The 15,487-nt window shown below is 71.1% G+C and carries 16 protein-coding genes; 6 read left to right on the top strand and 10 right to left on the bottom strand.

Features of this window, described 5'->3' with window-relative positions; translation table 11 throughout:
- Positions 1-52: 52 nt before the first annotated feature.
- The 8 genes from ACZ303_RS20445 to ACZ303_RS20410 all read right to left on the bottom strand — a co-directional run bounded on the left by ACZ303_RS20445 (position 53) and on the right by ACZ303_RS20410 (position 7,225).
- Positions 53-235: a rubredoxin gene (locus ACZ303_RS20445; protein ID WP_467340897.1), complete on the bottom strand. Its 183-nt coding sequence runs from the start codon at positions 233-235 to the stop codon at positions 53-55.
- A complete protein-coding gene (locus tag ACZ303_RS20440) occupies positions 232-1,092 on the bottom strand; it encodes an alpha/beta fold hydrolase (RefSeq protein WP_467340895.1) in 861 nt (286 codons plus the stop codon). The genes ACZ303_RS20445 and ACZ303_RS20440 overlap by 4 nt, the downstream gene beginning before the upstream one ends.
- Complete coding sequence (locus ACZ303_RS20435) at positions 1,089-2,204, bottom strand: fatty acid desaturase (protein ID WP_467340892.1); 1,116 nt, start codon at positions 2,202-2,204, stop codon at positions 1,089-1,091. Before ACZ303_RS20435 ends, ACZ303_RS20440 begins: the two co-directional genes overlap by 4 nt.
- Before the next feature lie 14 nt (positions 2,205-2,218).
- Positions 2,219-2,515, bottom strand: a complete 297-nt coding sequence (locus ACZ303_RS20430; protein ID WP_467340890.1) for an acyl carrier protein — start codon at positions 2,513-2,515, stop codon at positions 2,219-2,221.
- Between the two features lie 57 nt (positions 2,516-2,572).
- A complete protein-coding gene (locus tag ACZ303_RS20425) occupies positions 2,573-3,532 on the bottom strand; it encodes an acyl-CoA desaturase (RefSeq protein ID WP_467340888.1) in 960 nt (319 codons plus the stop codon).
- A gap of 17 nt (positions 3,533-3,549) precedes the next feature.
- The gene (locus tag ACZ303_RS20420; RefSeq protein WP_467340886.1) at positions 3,550-4,530 is read right to left on the bottom strand and encodes an acyl-CoA desaturase; all 981 of its coding nucleotides are present in this window, start codon (positions 4,528-4,530) and stop codon (positions 3,550-3,552) included.
- A gap of 12 nt (positions 4,531-4,542) precedes the next feature.
- Positions 4,543-6,300, bottom strand: coding sequence for a fatty acyl-AMP ligase (locus ACZ303_RS20415; protein WP_467340884.1), 1,758 nt, complete (start codon positions 6,298-6,300; stop codon positions 4,543-4,545).
- A 127-nt stretch (positions 6,301-6,427) separates the two neighbouring features.
- The gene (locus tag ACZ303_RS20410; protein ID WP_467340882.1) at positions 6,428-7,225 is read right to left on the bottom strand and encodes a thioesterase family protein; all 798 of its coding nucleotides are present in this window, start codon (positions 7,223-7,225) and stop codon (positions 6,428-6,430) included.
- Between the two features lie 704 nt (positions 7,226-7,929).
- Between ACZ303_RS20410 and ACZ303_RS20405 the strand changes: the two genes are divergently transcribed.
- The 6 genes from ACZ303_RS20405 (at position 7,930) to ACZ303_RS20380 (ending at position 13,885) form a co-directional block, all read left to right on the top strand.
- Positions 7,930-8,928, top strand: coding sequence for a beta-ketoacyl-ACP synthase III (locus ACZ303_RS20405; protein ID WP_467341398.1), 999 nt, complete (start codon positions 7,930-7,932; stop codon positions 8,926-8,928).
- 193 nt (positions 8,929-9,121) lie between these two features.
- Complete coding sequence (locus ACZ303_RS20400) at positions 9,122-9,901, top strand: 2OG-Fe dioxygenase family protein (protein ID WP_467340880.1); 780 nt, start codon at positions 9,122-9,124, stop codon at positions 9,899-9,901.
- Between the two features lie 213 nt (positions 9,902-10,114).
- Positions 10,115-11,386, top strand: a complete 1,272-nt coding sequence (locus ACZ303_RS20395; RefSeq protein WP_467340878.1) for a beta-ketoacyl-[acyl-carrier-protein] synthase family protein — start codon at positions 10,115-10,117, stop codon at positions 11,384-11,386.
- The gene (locus ACZ303_RS20390) at positions 11,383-12,603 is read left to right on the top strand and encodes a ketosynthase chain-length factor (RefSeq protein WP_467340876.1); all 1,221 of its coding nucleotides are present in this window, start codon (positions 11,383-11,385) and stop codon (positions 12,601-12,603) included. Before ACZ303_RS20395 ends, ACZ303_RS20390 begins: the two co-directional genes overlap by 4 nt.
- A 41-nt stretch (positions 12,604-12,644) precedes the next feature.
- The gene (locus ACZ303_RS20385; RefSeq protein ID WP_467340874.1) at positions 12,645-12,929 is read left to right on the top strand and encodes an acyl carrier protein; all 285 of its coding nucleotides are present in this window, start codon (positions 12,645-12,647) and stop codon (positions 12,927-12,929) included.
- On the top strand, positions 12,926-13,885 hold the full coding sequence (locus ACZ303_RS20380; protein WP_467340872.1) for an aromatase/cyclase: 960 nt from the start codon (positions 12,926-12,928) through the stop codon (positions 13,883-13,885). Before ACZ303_RS20385 ends, ACZ303_RS20380 begins: the two co-directional genes overlap by 4 nt.
- A gap of 63 nt (positions 13,886-13,948) precedes the next feature.
- Here ACZ303_RS20380 and ACZ303_RS20375 read toward each other — a convergent pair whose 3' ends face one another.
- Both ACZ303_RS20375 and ACZ303_RS20370 read right to left on the bottom strand, forming a co-directional pair.
- Positions 13,949-15,079: an acyl-CoA dehydrogenase family protein gene (locus ACZ303_RS20375; RefSeq protein WP_467340870.1), complete on the bottom strand. Its 1,131-nt coding sequence runs from the start codon at positions 15,077-15,079 to the stop codon at positions 13,949-13,951.
- Between the two features lie 5 nt (positions 15,080-15,084).
- Positions 15,085-15,477: a DoxX family protein gene (locus tag ACZ303_RS20370; protein ID WP_467340868.1), complete on the bottom strand. Its 393-nt coding sequence runs from the start codon at positions 15,475-15,477 to the stop codon at positions 15,085-15,087.
- Positions 15,478-15,487: the final 10 nt, after the last annotated feature.

Genomic DNA, 15,487 nt, shown 5'->3' with positions numbered 1-15,487 from the left:
GCTCTCCTCTGGAAGTTTCCGGACTGTTCTCAACGGCTGGGGCCCGCCGCCACTACAGCGGAGCCATGACGAAGTCCTCCTTGGTGGTGCCGCAGTCCGGGCACTCCCAGCTGTCCGGTATCTCCTCCCAGGGGGTGCCCGGCGCGATGCCCTCCTCGGGCAGACCCAGGGCCTCGTAGTAGACCCAGCCGCACACGAGGCACATCCATGCCCTTTTCCCGGCTTCTTCGCTCACGGGATGGTCTCTCCAGTTCTCGTTCCGTGTTCGGCGACGAACGCGGAGATGGCGCTTTTCACTTCGGGCGACATGAGGATCCCCATGTGCCCCCGGCCGGGGGCCTTCTGGAGCCGTACGTCGCGCAGGCCCGCGGCGATGGCCTCGGCCTCGCAGAACGGCACGACCGGGTCTTCCGGGTCGTGGATCGCCAGCACCGGGACGTCGAGATCGCGGCCGAGGCCCACGACGTCCCAGTGGCTGACGGGTACGCCGTTGCGGCGGTGCAGCTCGCGGTAGATGCGGTCGACGATCGGGCGCGACAGCCTCAGCTCGCCCTTCGACCAGTTCTCCAGCACGGCCGTCAGGGTGCAGGTCGGCGCCACCAGGGTGACGCAGTCGACCGGCTCGTCGGGGCGCAGCGCCACGGCGCCGACCGCGGCGATGGAGCCGAGCGAGTGGGCGACGATCACCCGGGCGCCGCCCAGGGAGTCCAGGGCGGCACGTACGGCCGCCGTGTACTGGGTCATCGTCGCCTGCTTGCCCTCGGACACCCCGTGGGCCGGCGCGTCGAACGCGGCCACGCGGTAACCGAGCTCCCGCAGCGGGGTGATGAGGGAGTACATGCTGGTGCTGTCGGCGCCCCAGCCGTGGACGAGCAGGGCCGTCGGCCCGTCGTCGCCCCACAGGTACCCGCCGTTCACATCGGGGTTGCCCTCGATGGCGAAGCGGCGGGCACCCAGCGGCAGGACGTTGTCGGGCTCGGTGCCCAGCGCGCGGGTCCGGGAGAAGACGTCGGTCGCCCAGCGGCCGCCGACGCCCGGCACCAGGGCGCCGACCGCCGCGTGGGCGAACCTCCTCAGTGCGAGTGAGGTCATGACGGGGACTTCACGGCCACCGGCTTCGACACCGGCGTGGCGTCCGCCGGGTCGATCTTCGTACGGCCGAAGTCGGTGTAGAAGCCGGACTCCGTGTCGTAGAAGTGCAGCCGCCGGACGATCTTCGCCAGCTGGCTGACCCTGACCCGCTCCTCGCGGACCATGCCGGGGTACGCGTCCTTCAGCGCCTGCTGGGCCTTGCGGAGGTTGTAGTAGGGGACGACCGGCGCCACGTGGTGGGCCGTGTGGATGGAGATGTTGTGCGTGAGGAACAGCAGCCACTTGGGGTAGACGAAGTCGGTCGTCACCAGCAGGCGGCTCGCGTTGCGCGTCCAGTGCTCGTTGGTCAGGTACGGGATGTCGCTGGAGCTGTGGTGCATCAGCGTCGTCGCGCTGAACCACGCGTGGGTGGCGAGCCACGGCGCGACGAAGTAGATCAGGAAGCCCGTGACGCCGGTGAAGTAGATCAGCGGCGCGAAGTACAGGACGCACACGGCCAGCACGAAGGCCATCGACCGGCGCACGTCGCGGCGCGCTTCCTTCTTGGGGAAGTAGCTCGGCCGGAAGCCGGACTCCCGCCAGTAGTTGATCGTGCCGCCCCAGAACGCCCAGGTGCGCGTGGCGTGGTAGATGACCTTCTCGCGGAAGGGCATCCGGTCGTACAGCGCCGCCGGGACCGGACGCCAGTCGGTGTCCAGCTCAAGGTTGTTGGTGTGGCTGTGGTGCAGGTTGTGTACGTGCCGCCAGGCGTGGAAGGGGTAGATCAGGGGCAGCAGTGACACATGGCCGATCGCGAAGTTGAACTTCCGCGACCGGGAGAAGGAGCCGTGCCCGCAGTCGTGCGCGATGCAGTGCAGTCCCCAGCCACCGAGGCCGGCGACCACCCACAGCGGGATCCACAGCGACCAGTGCGGCGCGAAGGCGATGCCGACGATCGCCCCGATGTACAGCGCCCAGCTGACGAAGAAGCCGAGCAGGCCGCGGCCCACCCGGGGCTCGAAGTAGTCCCGGGGAATGGCCGACTGGAGGCGCTCGCCCTCGATCTTCTCCGACTTGCGGAGGAATTCCTGGAAATGTTCGTCGGGAGCCGACGGGAAGTTGTACGCGGCCATCGTCGCAAACCCTTTCAGCCGGTCCGGTCGGACAGCCTGAGTTCCTGCGCCAGGTAGCGGCTCAGGTCATCGATGGTCTGGTGCTCGTACAGCAGACCCGGGGACAGTCGGCGCTCGACGACCTTCTCGAGCGAGCCGGAGACCTGGACGGCGACACGGGAGTCGAGCCCGTACGCCTCGAAAGACTTCGCGGTGTCGATGTCGCTCGGCGACACCTCGATGCGCTTGGCCAGGTGGTCGATCAGCCACTGGCGGAGGGTCTCCTCCGTCAGCGGGCCGGTCGGCTGGGCTTCCTTCTTACGTCCGAACATGTGTGGTTTACGCTCCTGCCGAGATGTCGTTCTTGGAACTCACGTGGGGAAAGAGGGCTAGGCGGCCGTCTTCATGGCCCGTTTCATGGCCCGTTTCTTGGCGATGGTCGCCTGGTCCGGCTCGCGCAGGTCCCACACGACGCCCGCCTTGCCCAGGCCGAACAGCACCCAGCCGCTCAGGTCCGGCTCCCACCAGGTCACGCCGTGGCGGTACGAACCGGGGAAGGCGTGGTGGTTGTTCTGCAGGCCCTCGCCGAAGGTGAAGGCGGCGACGGGCCAGTTGTTGGCGCTGCGGTCGTCGTTGTCGAAGGGGCGGCTGCCGATCGCGTGGCAGATCGAACCGACGCACCAGGCGGCCTGGTTGGCCACGAAGATCCGCGCGAAGCCGCCGAAGACCAGGGCGGTGAGCGCGGACATCGGGGTCTGGCCGACCGCGAAGCCGATCACGGTGGGGATCAGCAGGCCGGTGAGGACCCAGGCGGGGTAGGTGCGGCTGTACCACATCAGCCGGCGGTCGCGCAGGACGTCGGGGGCGAAGACGCTCCACTTCGAGGTCTCGTCGCTGAGCATCCAGGGCATGTGCGCGTACCACAGGCCGCGCAGCCGGGCCTTGAGGCTCCAGCCGTGCAGGTTCGGGGAGTGCGGGTCGCCCTCCTGGTCACTGAACCGGTGGTGGCGGCGGTGGGTGGTCACCCAGAACATGAGCGGACCCTGGGCCCCCATGGACCCGGTGATCATCATGACGCCCTCGAAGAAGCGCGAGGTCTTGAACGCCTTGTGCGAGAGATAACGGTGGAAGCCGATGGTGATGCCGCCCATGTGGACGAAATACATCACGACGAACAGGACCATGTCCGTGGTCGTGAACTGTCCGGTCCACAGGAAATAGACCGCGGCGAGCGTGCCGATGAGCGGCAGCGTCATCGTGGTCAGCGCGGAGAAGCGTTTGATGCGGCGACTGGCAGGGTCGAGCTTGACGATTGCCGCCGCTACGGGATCGGCTGTTGCCGAGGACACGAGAACCAACTCCTTTTCTACTCGGACCGTGCGCGTTTCGGATATTTGACGTTGTGGACCAGGCCCAGCACGTCCATGAGCCAGATGCACCCTCCCGCGATGTCGATCTGCCAGAAGGTGTGCCGGTTGTGCGCCAGGGCGGGCTTGGCGTGGTGGTTGTTGTGCCAGGAGCCGCCGACGGAGAACGGCGCGAGCGCGGCCACGTTGCGGCTGTTGTCGCGCGTCTTGTGCGGACGGTTGCCCAGCGTGTGACCGATGGAGTTGACGCTCCAGGTCACGTGGTCCAGCAGGAAGATCCGGGCGAGGCCGCCCCAGAGCAGGCCGCCGACCGCGCCGCGCACGGTGCCGCCGGTCAGCGCCCAGCCCAGCAGGGTGGGCAGCGCCAGGCCGGCCAGGACCCAGACGAAGTAGAGCTCATTGATCTTCATCACGAGCCGGTTCTTCATCAGGTCCGGTACGTACTTGCTCCAGTTCTGCCGGCGGACGGTGAACAGCCAGCCGACGTGGCCGTGCCAGAGTCCGCGCGCCTTGGGGAAGCGACGGCCGTCCTCCAGGGGCCGGGGCGAGTGCGGGTCGCCGTCGCGGTCCGTGAAGGCGTGGTGCTGGCGGTGCGTGGCCACCCAGAAGACGACCGGTCCCTGCGCGGCCATGCTGCCGGCGATCGCCCAGAAGGCCGTGATCCCCGGCTTCGCCGTGAAGGACAGGTGGGAGAAGAAGCGGTGGAAGCCGCCCTCCACGCCCAGCGAGGTCACCAGGTACATGCCCACCAGCAGGCCGATGTCGACCGCCGTGAAACCGTAGTTGAGGGCGAAGACCACCGCCCCGATGAAGCCGAGGGTGGGCACGCCGACGGTGAGGTACGCGAGCCGGCGGGCCGACGCGTCGGTGTCACCGGCCGGCCCCGGGGTCATCACGGTGGGCGGGGAGGCCGGTGGGGCACCGGTGGCCGGTGAGGTATCGGGTGAGGTCTGGGAAGAAGTCTCGGGAGAAAAGGTCATGGTGGACTCCAGTCACCGCACAGACAGCGGCTTGTCGTCGGTGGCCAGGGCCAGCTTCTTCAGCGTCCCCTGGGCGTATGCCTTCCGTGTCGCGTCGCGGCGGACCTTGCCGCTGGTCGTCATGGGAATCGCACCGACCGGCCCGAAGTGCACATCGGCCGGCCGTACGCCGTGCTCGGCGGTGACCGCGGCGATCACGGCATCGAGGACCTCGTCGCCCTCCGCCGCCAGCTGACGGGCCGTGCCGCGGTATTCGGCGACGACCACCAGCTCCTCGCCGGCTTCGCCCGGTACGGAGAAGACGGCCGAGCCGCGCAGCTTGTCGTGGGCCTCGCGGACGCTGTGCTCGATGTCCTGCGGGTAGAGATTGCGGCCGGCGATGACCACGAGGTCCTTCAGCCGTCCGGTGATGTAGAGCTCCCCGTCGAGCAGGAAGCCGAGATCACCGGTGCGGAGAAACGTTTGTTCAACTTCTGGAGCCACCGCGCCCGGCGTCGTGAGCCGCGCGGTGAAGGTCTCGGCGGTCAGCTCCGGCCGGCCGAGGTAGCCGGCGGCGACATTGGGTCCGCTCACCCAGACCTCACCGATCCGCCCCTCCTCGGCCGGGCGCCGGCTCTCCGGCACGACGATGACCACCTCGTGCCCCTGGGCCACCGCGCCGCAGCTGACGATCCGCGCCGCGGTCTCCGCGGCACCCTCGGCCGCGGGGCGGACCAGGCCGTTCTCCAGCGCCGTCCGGTCCAGCCACTGGGTGCGGACCTCGTCGCCGGTGGGCTTGCCCGACACATAGAGCGTGGCCTCGGCGAGCCCGTAGCAGGGGATGAGCGAGGTCTCGTCGTACCCCCGGGGGCCGAACCGCTCGCGGAACTTGTCGAGGGTGGCGCGCGAGACGGGCTCCGAGCCGCAGAAGACCTGCCGCAGGGTGCCGAGGTCGAGCGTCTCCAGCTCCTCGTCGGTGATGCTCGACGTACAGAGGTCGAACGCGAAGTTCGGGCCGACCGAAATCGTCACCTTGTGGTCGGTGATGGCCTTGAGCCAGCGGTACGGCTGCTGCACGAAATGCGCCGGGGAGAACAGGACCAGCGGCCAGCCGCCGTGCACCGCGAGCATGATCGTGCCCATCAGGCCCATGTCGTGGTACGGCGGCAGCCAGGTGCAGCCGACCCGGTCGGGCTCGTAGCCCATGTTCTCTTCCAGGGCCACGCAGTTGCTGACGAGGTTGGCGTGCGTGAGCACGATGCCCTTGGGGTCACCGGTCGAGCCGGAGGTGTACTGCAGCAGCGCGGGGTCGGCGACCCGCGCCGGCCGGCGGTCGGGCTCGGTCTCCTGGCGGAAGTAGGCGTCGTCGACGAACACCCATTGCGGGCGGCTCACGGTGGCGGGGAGTTCGGCCTCGAATTGGTCGATCCGCCGCTCCAGACGCCGGTCGGCGATGATCACGTCGGGTGCGCAGTCCTCGATGATCGAGGCGAAGCGGGCCACGGCGCGTTTGCCGGTGGGCGGAAAGGAGGGCACCGCGGTGGCGCCGGCCTGGAATATCCCGAAGAGCGCGGCGACGTAGTGCACACCGGGGTCGAGCGCCAGGACGACGCGACGGCCGGTGAGTTCTCGCCGCAGCAGGTCGGCGGCAATGCGCCCGGCGTGCTCGGCGAGGTCCTGGTACGTCCAGTCGACCACCTCGTCGCTGGTGCCGTCGGGCAGGAAGCGGAACGCCAACTGCGGTGGCAGCTGCGCCCGGTACTCCAGAATCTCCGGCAATGACTTGGGCAATGACGTACGTGCCCAGCCCGCTATGCGGTCCACAGCGCCCCCGTTACCTTCAGCCTCGTGACTGAGACCCGTCATTGCGCCAATGGCGGGCCCTGAATACTTTTCGTGTCGTGCACTGTGGAGCGGTTCAGTCGGTGCGTACGACGCGGAGCTGCTGGGCGGATCCCAGGTGGGCTCCGTCCGGGCCCCAGGCGTCTATCTGCTCGTCCACCCAGCCGTCGGCACTCGCCGCGCGCGTCCGCGCCCGCAGCAGAATCCACGGCGAGGACGCCCGTTCGAGATTTCCGCCGGGCCGCACCGTGAGCTCGACGGTCGGCACCAAGGCCAGCGTCGAAAGCACCGCGGCGTACGACGGCGCCAGCGCATCCATCAAATAGACGAAGCGCAGCGCGTCCGGCGGCTCCTCGTCCTCCAGCAACCTTATCCAGGCGACGAGTTCGGGTTCGTCGCCGCCCGCGTAGGGGCGACTGGAACCGACCGGCCGGATCTCAAGATAGGTGGAGATGGCGACGAACTCGGGTGGAATGACAAAGATTTCACATTCCTGTGGTGGCGGCGCCACCGGAGCGACGGGTGCGAACGGCTGCCAGTCGGCCGGCTTCAGGGATCCGAAGATCGCCTGGCCTTCGACATGAACGCCTTTAGCGGTGACCGCGCGGGCGCCGACCGTCGTAAGGCTTCGCCCGGCACGAATCAGGGATGTCTCCAGCGTGAAATCGTCGCCGATCGGGCGGTGAAAACGCGCGGTGACACTTTGCAGCGGAATGCCTGGGGCCGCGCTCTGCATCGCCGAAGTCATCAGCGCGAGGGCGAGGCCGCCGTGGAACCCTCCGAATCCGTGCAGATGCGCTCCGGCACCAATGGTCCCCTCGACCGGTCGGCCGAGAAGGTCCGCAGGTGACAGCGGTGTGGCGGTGTTCGTCATGCCTCCTCCGACCCGATGACCGGGAATGCGGAACCGGCGAGTCCAAGGGGCACCGAGCACCTCGTCATGTGGTGATGGAGCTTGGTCGTCGACAACAAGCCAGTCATTGTTCGGAGTTGGATCACACCAGGACCGTAGAAGGGCCGCACACACCCAAGCAAGCAATATTTTTTGTGACCCGCGTCACGATGATTTGAACCCTCGGAAGGGCGTGACGTTCAACACTCGACTATGGGACCTCAGTGGGTTGCGTTACCCAACGCACCCGGCGATAGTCTCCCCGCGAGTGAGTTCTCGTTCTGGCTTGGGGGGGCCTGTATGCGCGGTGCGTTGATCGTCGGAAGAGCTCGTATACGAGCCGGCGCAAGCCCGTTGTCGCGGCGCCGCCCCGGGGGCGCGCGGGTATCCGTACACATGGTGAACCCCGGCCGGAACGACCTTCCCGGACCCTTCCGTCGGCCCGAGCGGCCGGCCGCCATTGATCGCGGCCGTAACCTCCACGACCCGGAATGTTCTCGTCCAGATGGGCTCGCGTCATTTCACGCGGGGGAAGAGCGCGGTACGCGGCCGGGTCCGCGGACCGTGGACAGGACCGGTGTTTCTGTCAATGTCACGGGACCCGGCTTCTGTTAGTGGCCCGAGAAACGCCGATCCACACCGATGGCCGCGCGAGGCCCAGCATCCAGGACGGACCGAGGGTTGGTATTGCCATGCTGATACAGCGAACTGCCGCACAGGACGTAGGAATTCTGGGGATCGGTGCCTACCGGCCGCATCGCGTCGTCTCCAATGACGAGGTGGCCGCCCGCACCGGCCGGCCGGCGGATTGGATACAACGCCGCACCGGGATCGTGGAGCGCCGCTATGCCGCCGCCGACGAGGGCGTGGTGGACATGGCGGTGGAGGCCGCGCGGAAAGCGGCCGCGGACGCCGGTGTGGAACCTGACAAACTCGAAGCGGTGGTGCTGACATCCATGTCGGGGCTGCGGCAGAGTCCTGGTGACGCGACCGAGATCGCCGACCGGCTCGGCACCCGCGGCGCGGCCTTCGACCTCAACGCCGCCTGCGCGGGCTTCTGCTACGGCCTGGCGCTCGCCGCGTCGATGGTCCGCGACGGCGCCGCCCGCTATGTCGTCGTCATCGGTTCGGACAAGATGACGGACATCATCGACCCCGAGGATCCCTCCGCGGCCATTCTCTTCGCGGACGGTGCCGGGGCGATGGTGGTGGGGCCGCGCGACGAGTGCGGCATCGGCCCGGTGATCTGGGGCTCCGACGGCAGCCGCCGTGAGCTGATCGCCCACTCGGCGAGCTGGCTGGACTACCGCGACGAACCCGGGACCGACTGGCCGACGATGCGCATGGCCGGACCGGAGGTCTTCCGCTGGGCCATCGAGGAGATGCCCAAGGTCGCCCTGCGGGCGCTCGAAGCGGCCGGAATCGGACCCTCCGACCTGGCTGCCTTCGTCCCCCACCAGGCCAATCTGCGCATCATCGAGACCGTCGCCCAGCGCCTGGAGCTGCCCGAGCACGTCGTCGTGGCCCGGGATGTGATCAACACCGGCAACACCTCCGCCGCCTCGATCCCGCTCGCCGTCTCCCGGCTGCGTGAATCGGGGGCCGTGACCAGCGGCGATCTCGCGCTGTTCATCGGCTTCGGGGCCGGTCTCACCTGGGGGGCGCAGGTCGTCCGCCTTCCGTGACGCCCGAGGGGCCCGGCGCACCGGCCGGGCCCGGCCGCGCGGCCGTTCAGGGCGTTTTCGGCCAACGGGCGCGGTTGTCGTCCTACTGTCGTCAAGGGGGACTTCCCGCCCCTGGCCCGCCCCGGACCTGCCGCCGGGCGCAGGCCGGTAGCCGGGCCCGCGTCACGGCCCGTACGAAGGCGAGGACGACGACATGACATCGATCCCACTGCGCACCCGCCGGCTGCCCGACGCGTCCTCCGGCCCTCCTCGCCCGCCCGAGCCGCCGCCCTTCGCGCACTTCGGCCCCGAACCGCTGAACGCCGCGCTGGCCGGGCTGCCCGGGGCCCGTGTCGATGAGTTCACCGCTTCCTGGGACGACCTGCCGGCCGATACGCATTTGGGCACCGACCGGCCCTACCGCTTCCGCCGCTACGGGACGTTCCGGCTGCGCGGCGACCGGCTGGAGCGGCTGCCGCACGCCGCGTTCTTCCAGGAGAGGTCGGTGAACAGGGTGAGCGGCGGGGTGGACCGCCTGTTCGCCCCGCTGGAGGAGTCCGTGGCGGCGGGCGAGCCGCTGCGCGCGATCGTCCTCGCCCTGCGGGAGCGGCTGCCCGGCCCTGTCGCGGACATCGACACCTGCGGAGTCCATCAGATAAGGGTGACCGCGACCGCCGACGCCGAGGGCCATCCCGCACCCGAGGGCGTCCACCGGGACGGCCATTGTTATGTGGCCCAGGTGCTGATCCGCCGCCGGGACGTGCGGGGCGCCGAGTCCTGTCTCTACGACCTCCGGCGCCGGCCCGTGCACCGGGCGCTGCTGACCACGCCCCTGGAGACGATCATCCTCGACGACCGCCGGCTCCTGCACGGCGTCTCCCCCGTCCGGCCGGCGCCCGGCGCCGCGTCCGGCGCCCGGGACATGCTGCTGGTCGACTTCTTCGCCGGCGGCCAGGGCCCGTCGGCGGAGGGCCCGGAGCGACCGGAGCGCTGACCCGGCGGAAGAAGCCCCGGCCCGGCACCGGCAGCGGTGGCGGGCCGGTCGCATGCGCCCCCCGGCCGAAGCGCCCTGCGGCGACGACGAGCCGTTCCCGAGCGCCGCTCCAGAGGAGGTCGAGGCGGCACCCCGAGTCTGCTCGCAGCCCCGGCACCACGTCCGGCCGGGGCTCCGGGACGCCCGTGGCGGGCGCAGGCGAAGGGAACGACCGTGGGGGAACGGCGCGTAGTGATCACCGGCATCGGGGTGCGCGCCCCAGGGGGCGGCGGCACCAAGGAGTTCTGGGAGCTGCTGGCCAACGGCCGGACGGCGACCCGCAGGATCTCCTTCTTCGACGCCTCGCCCTTTCGCTCGCGGGTCGCCGGCGAGGTCGACTTCGACGCGCGGGCCGAGGGGTTCACCCCCCGGGAGATCCGCAGAATGGACCGGGCCACCCAGTTCGCCGTCGCCTGCACCCGCGACGCCATGGCCGACAGCGGCCTGTCCACGCGGGCGGTGCCGCCGCACCGGATCGCCGTGGCCCTGGGCACGGCGGTCGCCTCGGCGACCAGCCTGGAGAACGAGTACCTGGTGATGTCGGACAGCGGGAAGGACTGGCTGGTCGACCCCGGCCACCTCTCCCCTTATATGTTCGACTACCTCAGCCCCGGGGCGATGCCCGCCGAGGTCGCCTGGGCGGTGGGCGCGGAGGGTCCGGTCACCATGGTGTCCGACGGCTGCACCTCCGGGCTCGACGCCGTCGGGTACGCGGTCCAGCTGATCCGTGAGGGCACCGTCGACGCCGCCGTCGCCGGGGCCACCGACACTCCCATCACGCCGATCGTCGTGGCCTGCTTCGACGCCATCAAGGCGACCACCCCGCGGGACGACGAACCGGCCCGGGCGTCCCGGCCCTTCGACGGCACGCGCAACGGCTTCGTCATCGCCGAGGGCGCGGCGATGTTCGTGCTGGAGGAGTACGAGGCGGCGCGGGCGCGCGGGGCGCCCGTCTACGCCGAGGTCAGCGGCTACGCCACCCGCTGCAACGCGTACCACATGACCGGGCTGAAGAAGGACGGCCGCGAGATGGCGGAGGCGATCCGGGCGGCGCTCGACGAGGCCCGGCTGGACCGTACGGCCGTGGACTACGTCAACGCGCACGGCTCCGGCACCAAGCAGAACGACCGGCACGAGACGGCCGCGTTCAAGCGCAGCCTCGGTGACCACGCCCACCGGGTGCCGGTCAGCTCGATCAAGTCGATGATCGGGCACTCGCTCGGCGCCATCGGGTCCATCGAGATCGCGGCCTGCGCCCTGGCGATCAAGCACGACGTGGTGCCGCCCACGGCGAACCTGCGCACGCCCGACCCGGAGTGCGACCTGGACTACGTGCCGCTGACGGCGCGGGAGCAGCGGGTGGACACGGTGTTGTCGGTGGGCAGCGGGTTCGGTGGCTTCCAGAGCGCGATGATCCTTCAGGGGCTGGGGGGTGCGGCCCGATGAGCGGGGCGCTGATCACGGGAATGTCGGTGGCCTCGCCCATCGGCCTGGGCACGGAGGAGCACTGGAAGTCCGTCCTCGCGGGCCGGCACGGCATCGGTGAGGTGGACCGCTTCGACGTCTCCGGCTATCCCTCCCGGCTGGCCGGGCAGATCCGGGACTTCGAGGCGGCGGACCACCTCCCCGGCAGGCTGCTGCCGCAGACCGATGTGTCCACCCGCTACGCGCTGGCCATGGCGCGGTGGGCCCTGGAGGACGCCGGGGTCGAGCCGGGCACACCGGCCGACTACGACATGGGGGTGGTCGTCTCCAGCGCGCAGGGCGGCTTCGACTTCACGCACCGGGAGTTCCGCAAGCTGTGGAGCCAGGGGCCGGAGTACGTCAGCGTCTATGAGTCCTTCGCCTGGTTCTACGCCGTCGACACCGGCCAGATCTCCATCCGGCACGGGCTGCGGGGGCCGAGCGCCGCGCTGGTCGCGGAGCAGGCCGGCGGCCTGGACGCGATCGGGCACGCCCGGCGCACCGTACGGCGGGGCACCCGGCTGGTCCTCGGCGGCGGGGTGGACTCGGCGCTGGACCCGTGGGGCTGGGCCTCCCAGCTGGCGGGCGGCCGGGTGAGCACGGCCGGTGACCCGGCCCGCGCGTTCCTGCCGTTCGACCGGGACGCCGGTGGCCATGTGCCCGGTGAGGGGGGCGCGATCCTCGTGGTCGAGGACGCGGACTCGGCGCGGGAGCGCGGGGCGCCGCGGCGGTACGGCCGGATCGCCGGCTATGCCGCGACCTTCGACCCGCGGCCGGGCGGCGGCCGACCGCCCGGCCTGCGCCGGGCGATCGAACTGGCCCTCGTCGACGCGGACTTGGACGCCCATGACATCGACGTGGTGTTCGCCGACGCCGCGGGCGTTCCCGAGCTCGACCGCGCCGAGGCCGAGGCGCTGCGGGCCGTCTTCGGCCCGTACGGCGTGCCGGTCACGGCGCCCAAGGCGCTGACCGGGCGGCTGTACGGGGGCGGTGGCCCGGTGGACCTGCTCTGCGCCCTGCTCAGCCTGCGGGACGGCGTCGTCCCGCACACCGCGCACACCGCACGGGTGCCCGAGGACTACGGTCTCGACCTCGTGCGTGACGAGCCGCGCGGCGTAACCGTCCGTACCGCCCTGGTGCTCGCTCGCGGTCGCTGGGGCTTCAACTCGGCCGTCGTCGTGACGAGTCCGGACTTCTGACGGCTCGTCGGACAGCTGATCCCACCAGGAGGCAACACATCATGACCGCACCGATGGACATCGACACCCTGCGCCGGATACTCGTGGCCTGCGCGGGCGAGGACGAGGCGGCCGTTCCGGCCGGTGACATCCTCGACATCCCCTTCACGGACCTGGGTTACGACTCCCTCGCCCTGATGGAGAGCGCGGCCCGGATCAAGCAGGAGTTCGGGGTGGACATCGCCGACGACGTCCTGACCGAACTGGAGACGCCGCGTGCGCTGCTCGACCTCGTCAACGGCTCCGTGCGCGCCGGGCGGCCCACCGAGGAGGTGGGGGTCGCGTGACCGGCTCCGCCCTGCCCCGGGTCCACCGCACCGAGCACTCGCTCATCGTGGCCGCGCCCCCGGCGCAGCTCTACGCGCTGATCGCGGACGCGGCGTCCTGGCCGGCGGTCTTCGGCCCGTGCGTCCATGTCCGGCATCTGGCCCGTACGGACCGCTCGGAGCGCTTCGAGCTGTGGGCCGAGGTGAACGGCGAGGTCAAGCAGTGGACTTCGCGCCGGACCCTCGATCCCGAGCGGTTCTACATAGGCTTCCGCCAGGAGCGCTCCAGTCCGCCGGTCGCCTCGATGGGCGGCGGATGGCTGTTGCGGCGGTTGCCCGGCCGCCGTACGGAGGTGGTGCTGCGGCACCGCTTCACCACCGTCGGCGACGATCCGGTGGCCCCGGCCGGGCTGCTGGCGGCCCTCGACCGCAACAGCCGCTCGGAACTGGCCGCCCTGGCGCGGGTCGCCGAGTCTGGGCACCCGGTGCGGGACGTCGTCCTCACCTTCAGCGACACGATCGAGCCGGCGTGCCCGGCGGAGACCGCGTACACCTTCGTCGAGCGCGCCGAGCTGTGGGCGGAGCGGCTGCCGCACGTGTCGCGCAGCGAGCTGACGGAGACCGCTCCCGGCATCCAGGAGCTGGTCATGGAGACGGTCACGCCGGACGGCGCGGCGCACACGACGCGCTCGGTACGGGTGTGCCACCGGCCCGGCTGGATCGCCTACAAGCAGCGGGTGCTGCCGAAGCTGCTGCTCGGCCACAGCGGCCTGTGGACGTTCGAGGACGCTGTCGCCGGCCGCGGGGCCAGGGCCACGGCGCGGCACACCGTGGTCATCGACGCGGCCGCGGTGCCCGTGGTGCTGGGTGCGGGTGCCACGCTGGCCGACGCCCGCTCGTACGTGCGTCAAGCGCTGGGGAACAACAGCCGGACCACGCTGTCTCTGGCGGCGGGGGCCGGGACGGCGGCACGCTGACGCGGGGCGCGAGGCAGGGCCCGCCGGGGATCCCGGCGGGCCCTGTCCTTGTGGCGTGCCCGGTCACCCGCCGGCCAGGACCTGCTCGGCGTAGGCCGTCGCGGCGGCGTCCAGGCGCAGCACCAGGTGGCTGGTGGCGGAGTTGACGTCCCGCCAGGAGCGTTCGAAGGGGCCGCCGGCGGCCTGGCCGGAGGTGCCCGTCGCGCGGAACATCCGGTTGACGGCGGTCAGCAGCGTCTCCGACGCGAGCGCGCAGTCCCGGGCGCCGCGCGCCGTCAGCAGCCCGGTGCACGTGCCCTGGTCGGCGACGGCGGCGGCACGGCGCACGAGGAGCTCCGCCGCGTCCAGCTCCCCCGCCGTGCGGGCGAGGACGTCGCGGAAGCCCGCGTCGTGCGCCGCTCCGTCCCCGGCGCGGGCGGCGCCCCAGCCGGTCCACGCGGTGAGCATGCCGCGCGCGGCGCCCAGGACGGGGAGGACGAAGGACAGGCCGTTGACGGCCTTGAGCGGCACCCGGTGGCAGGCGGCCGGGGACGGCGAACCGGTGCCCTCCATCACCTGGTCGCGGTCGAAGGACAGGTGCTCGGGTACGAACGCGCCGTCCAGGACGAGGGTGTTGCTGCCGGTGCCGCGCATGCCCACCGAGAACCAGGTGTCGAGGACGGTGTAGGCGGTGCGCTCCACCGCGAAGTAGCGGGCCCGGGGCCGCCCGTCGGCCGGTGTCGTCGCGCACACCAGCGCCCATTGCGAGTAGTCCACGGCGCTGATGAACGACCAGGTGCCGGACAGCCGCCAGCCGCCGGGGACGGCCTCGGCGCGGCCGACCGGCATCAGCGCCCCCACCAGCAGGGTGTCGGGCCCCTCCGCCCAGAGTTCCGCCTGCCCCTTCTCCGGCAGGTGGGCCGCCATCCGGGCCACGGTCGCGCCGAGCGAGGCCACCCAGGCGGCGGCCGTGCAGCCCTCGCCGACCGCCGTGACGGCGTCGACGAGCTCGGTGAAGGTGCCCGCGGTCCCGCCCCACCGCTGGGGGACGAAGTGCCGGGCGAATCCGGCGTCGACGACGGCGCGGACGACGTCGGGGCGCAGCCTGCGCTCCCGGTCGGCGTCGGCGGCGTGGTGTGCCGCGAGCCGTGCGACGTCGCGGGCCCGGGCGGCGAGGGGCGCGCCGGCGCCGGTGATCTCCTCTTCGGTCCGCATGGCGTTCACTCCTCGCCGGCCGCGAGCGCGTCGGCGGCGGCGATCGCCAGCGCGCCGAGCAGGCTGAGGTTCTTGAAGAACTCGTTCCGCTGGGTGACGCGGCGGGCCGGGTCCTGTTGCCGCCAGAAGTCGTGCACGGTCACGGTCGTCGGCACCAGGCAGGCGGCCAGCAGGCAGACGCTGAGCGGTGGCCGGAAGCCCGCGCCCAGCGCCACGCCGCCGACGAGCATGCCGGCCGCCGTGGCCCGCGTGGCGGCCTCCGGCAGCGGGATCCCGTGTTTCCCCGCGAGCGCGGGCAGCGGGCCGGGGTCGCGCAGGACGCTGTAGCCGCCGGTGACGAAGCTGGCGGCCAGCAGCGGCCTGGCCAGTCCCCGTACGGTCTGGTGTGCCCTTTTCATGGCTCCCTCG

Source organism: Streptomyces sp. NPDC023527 (genome assembly GCF_055560115.1).
Note: the sequence above shows the minus strand (reverse complement) of the source record. Positions and strands in the feature narration are given on the sequence as shown.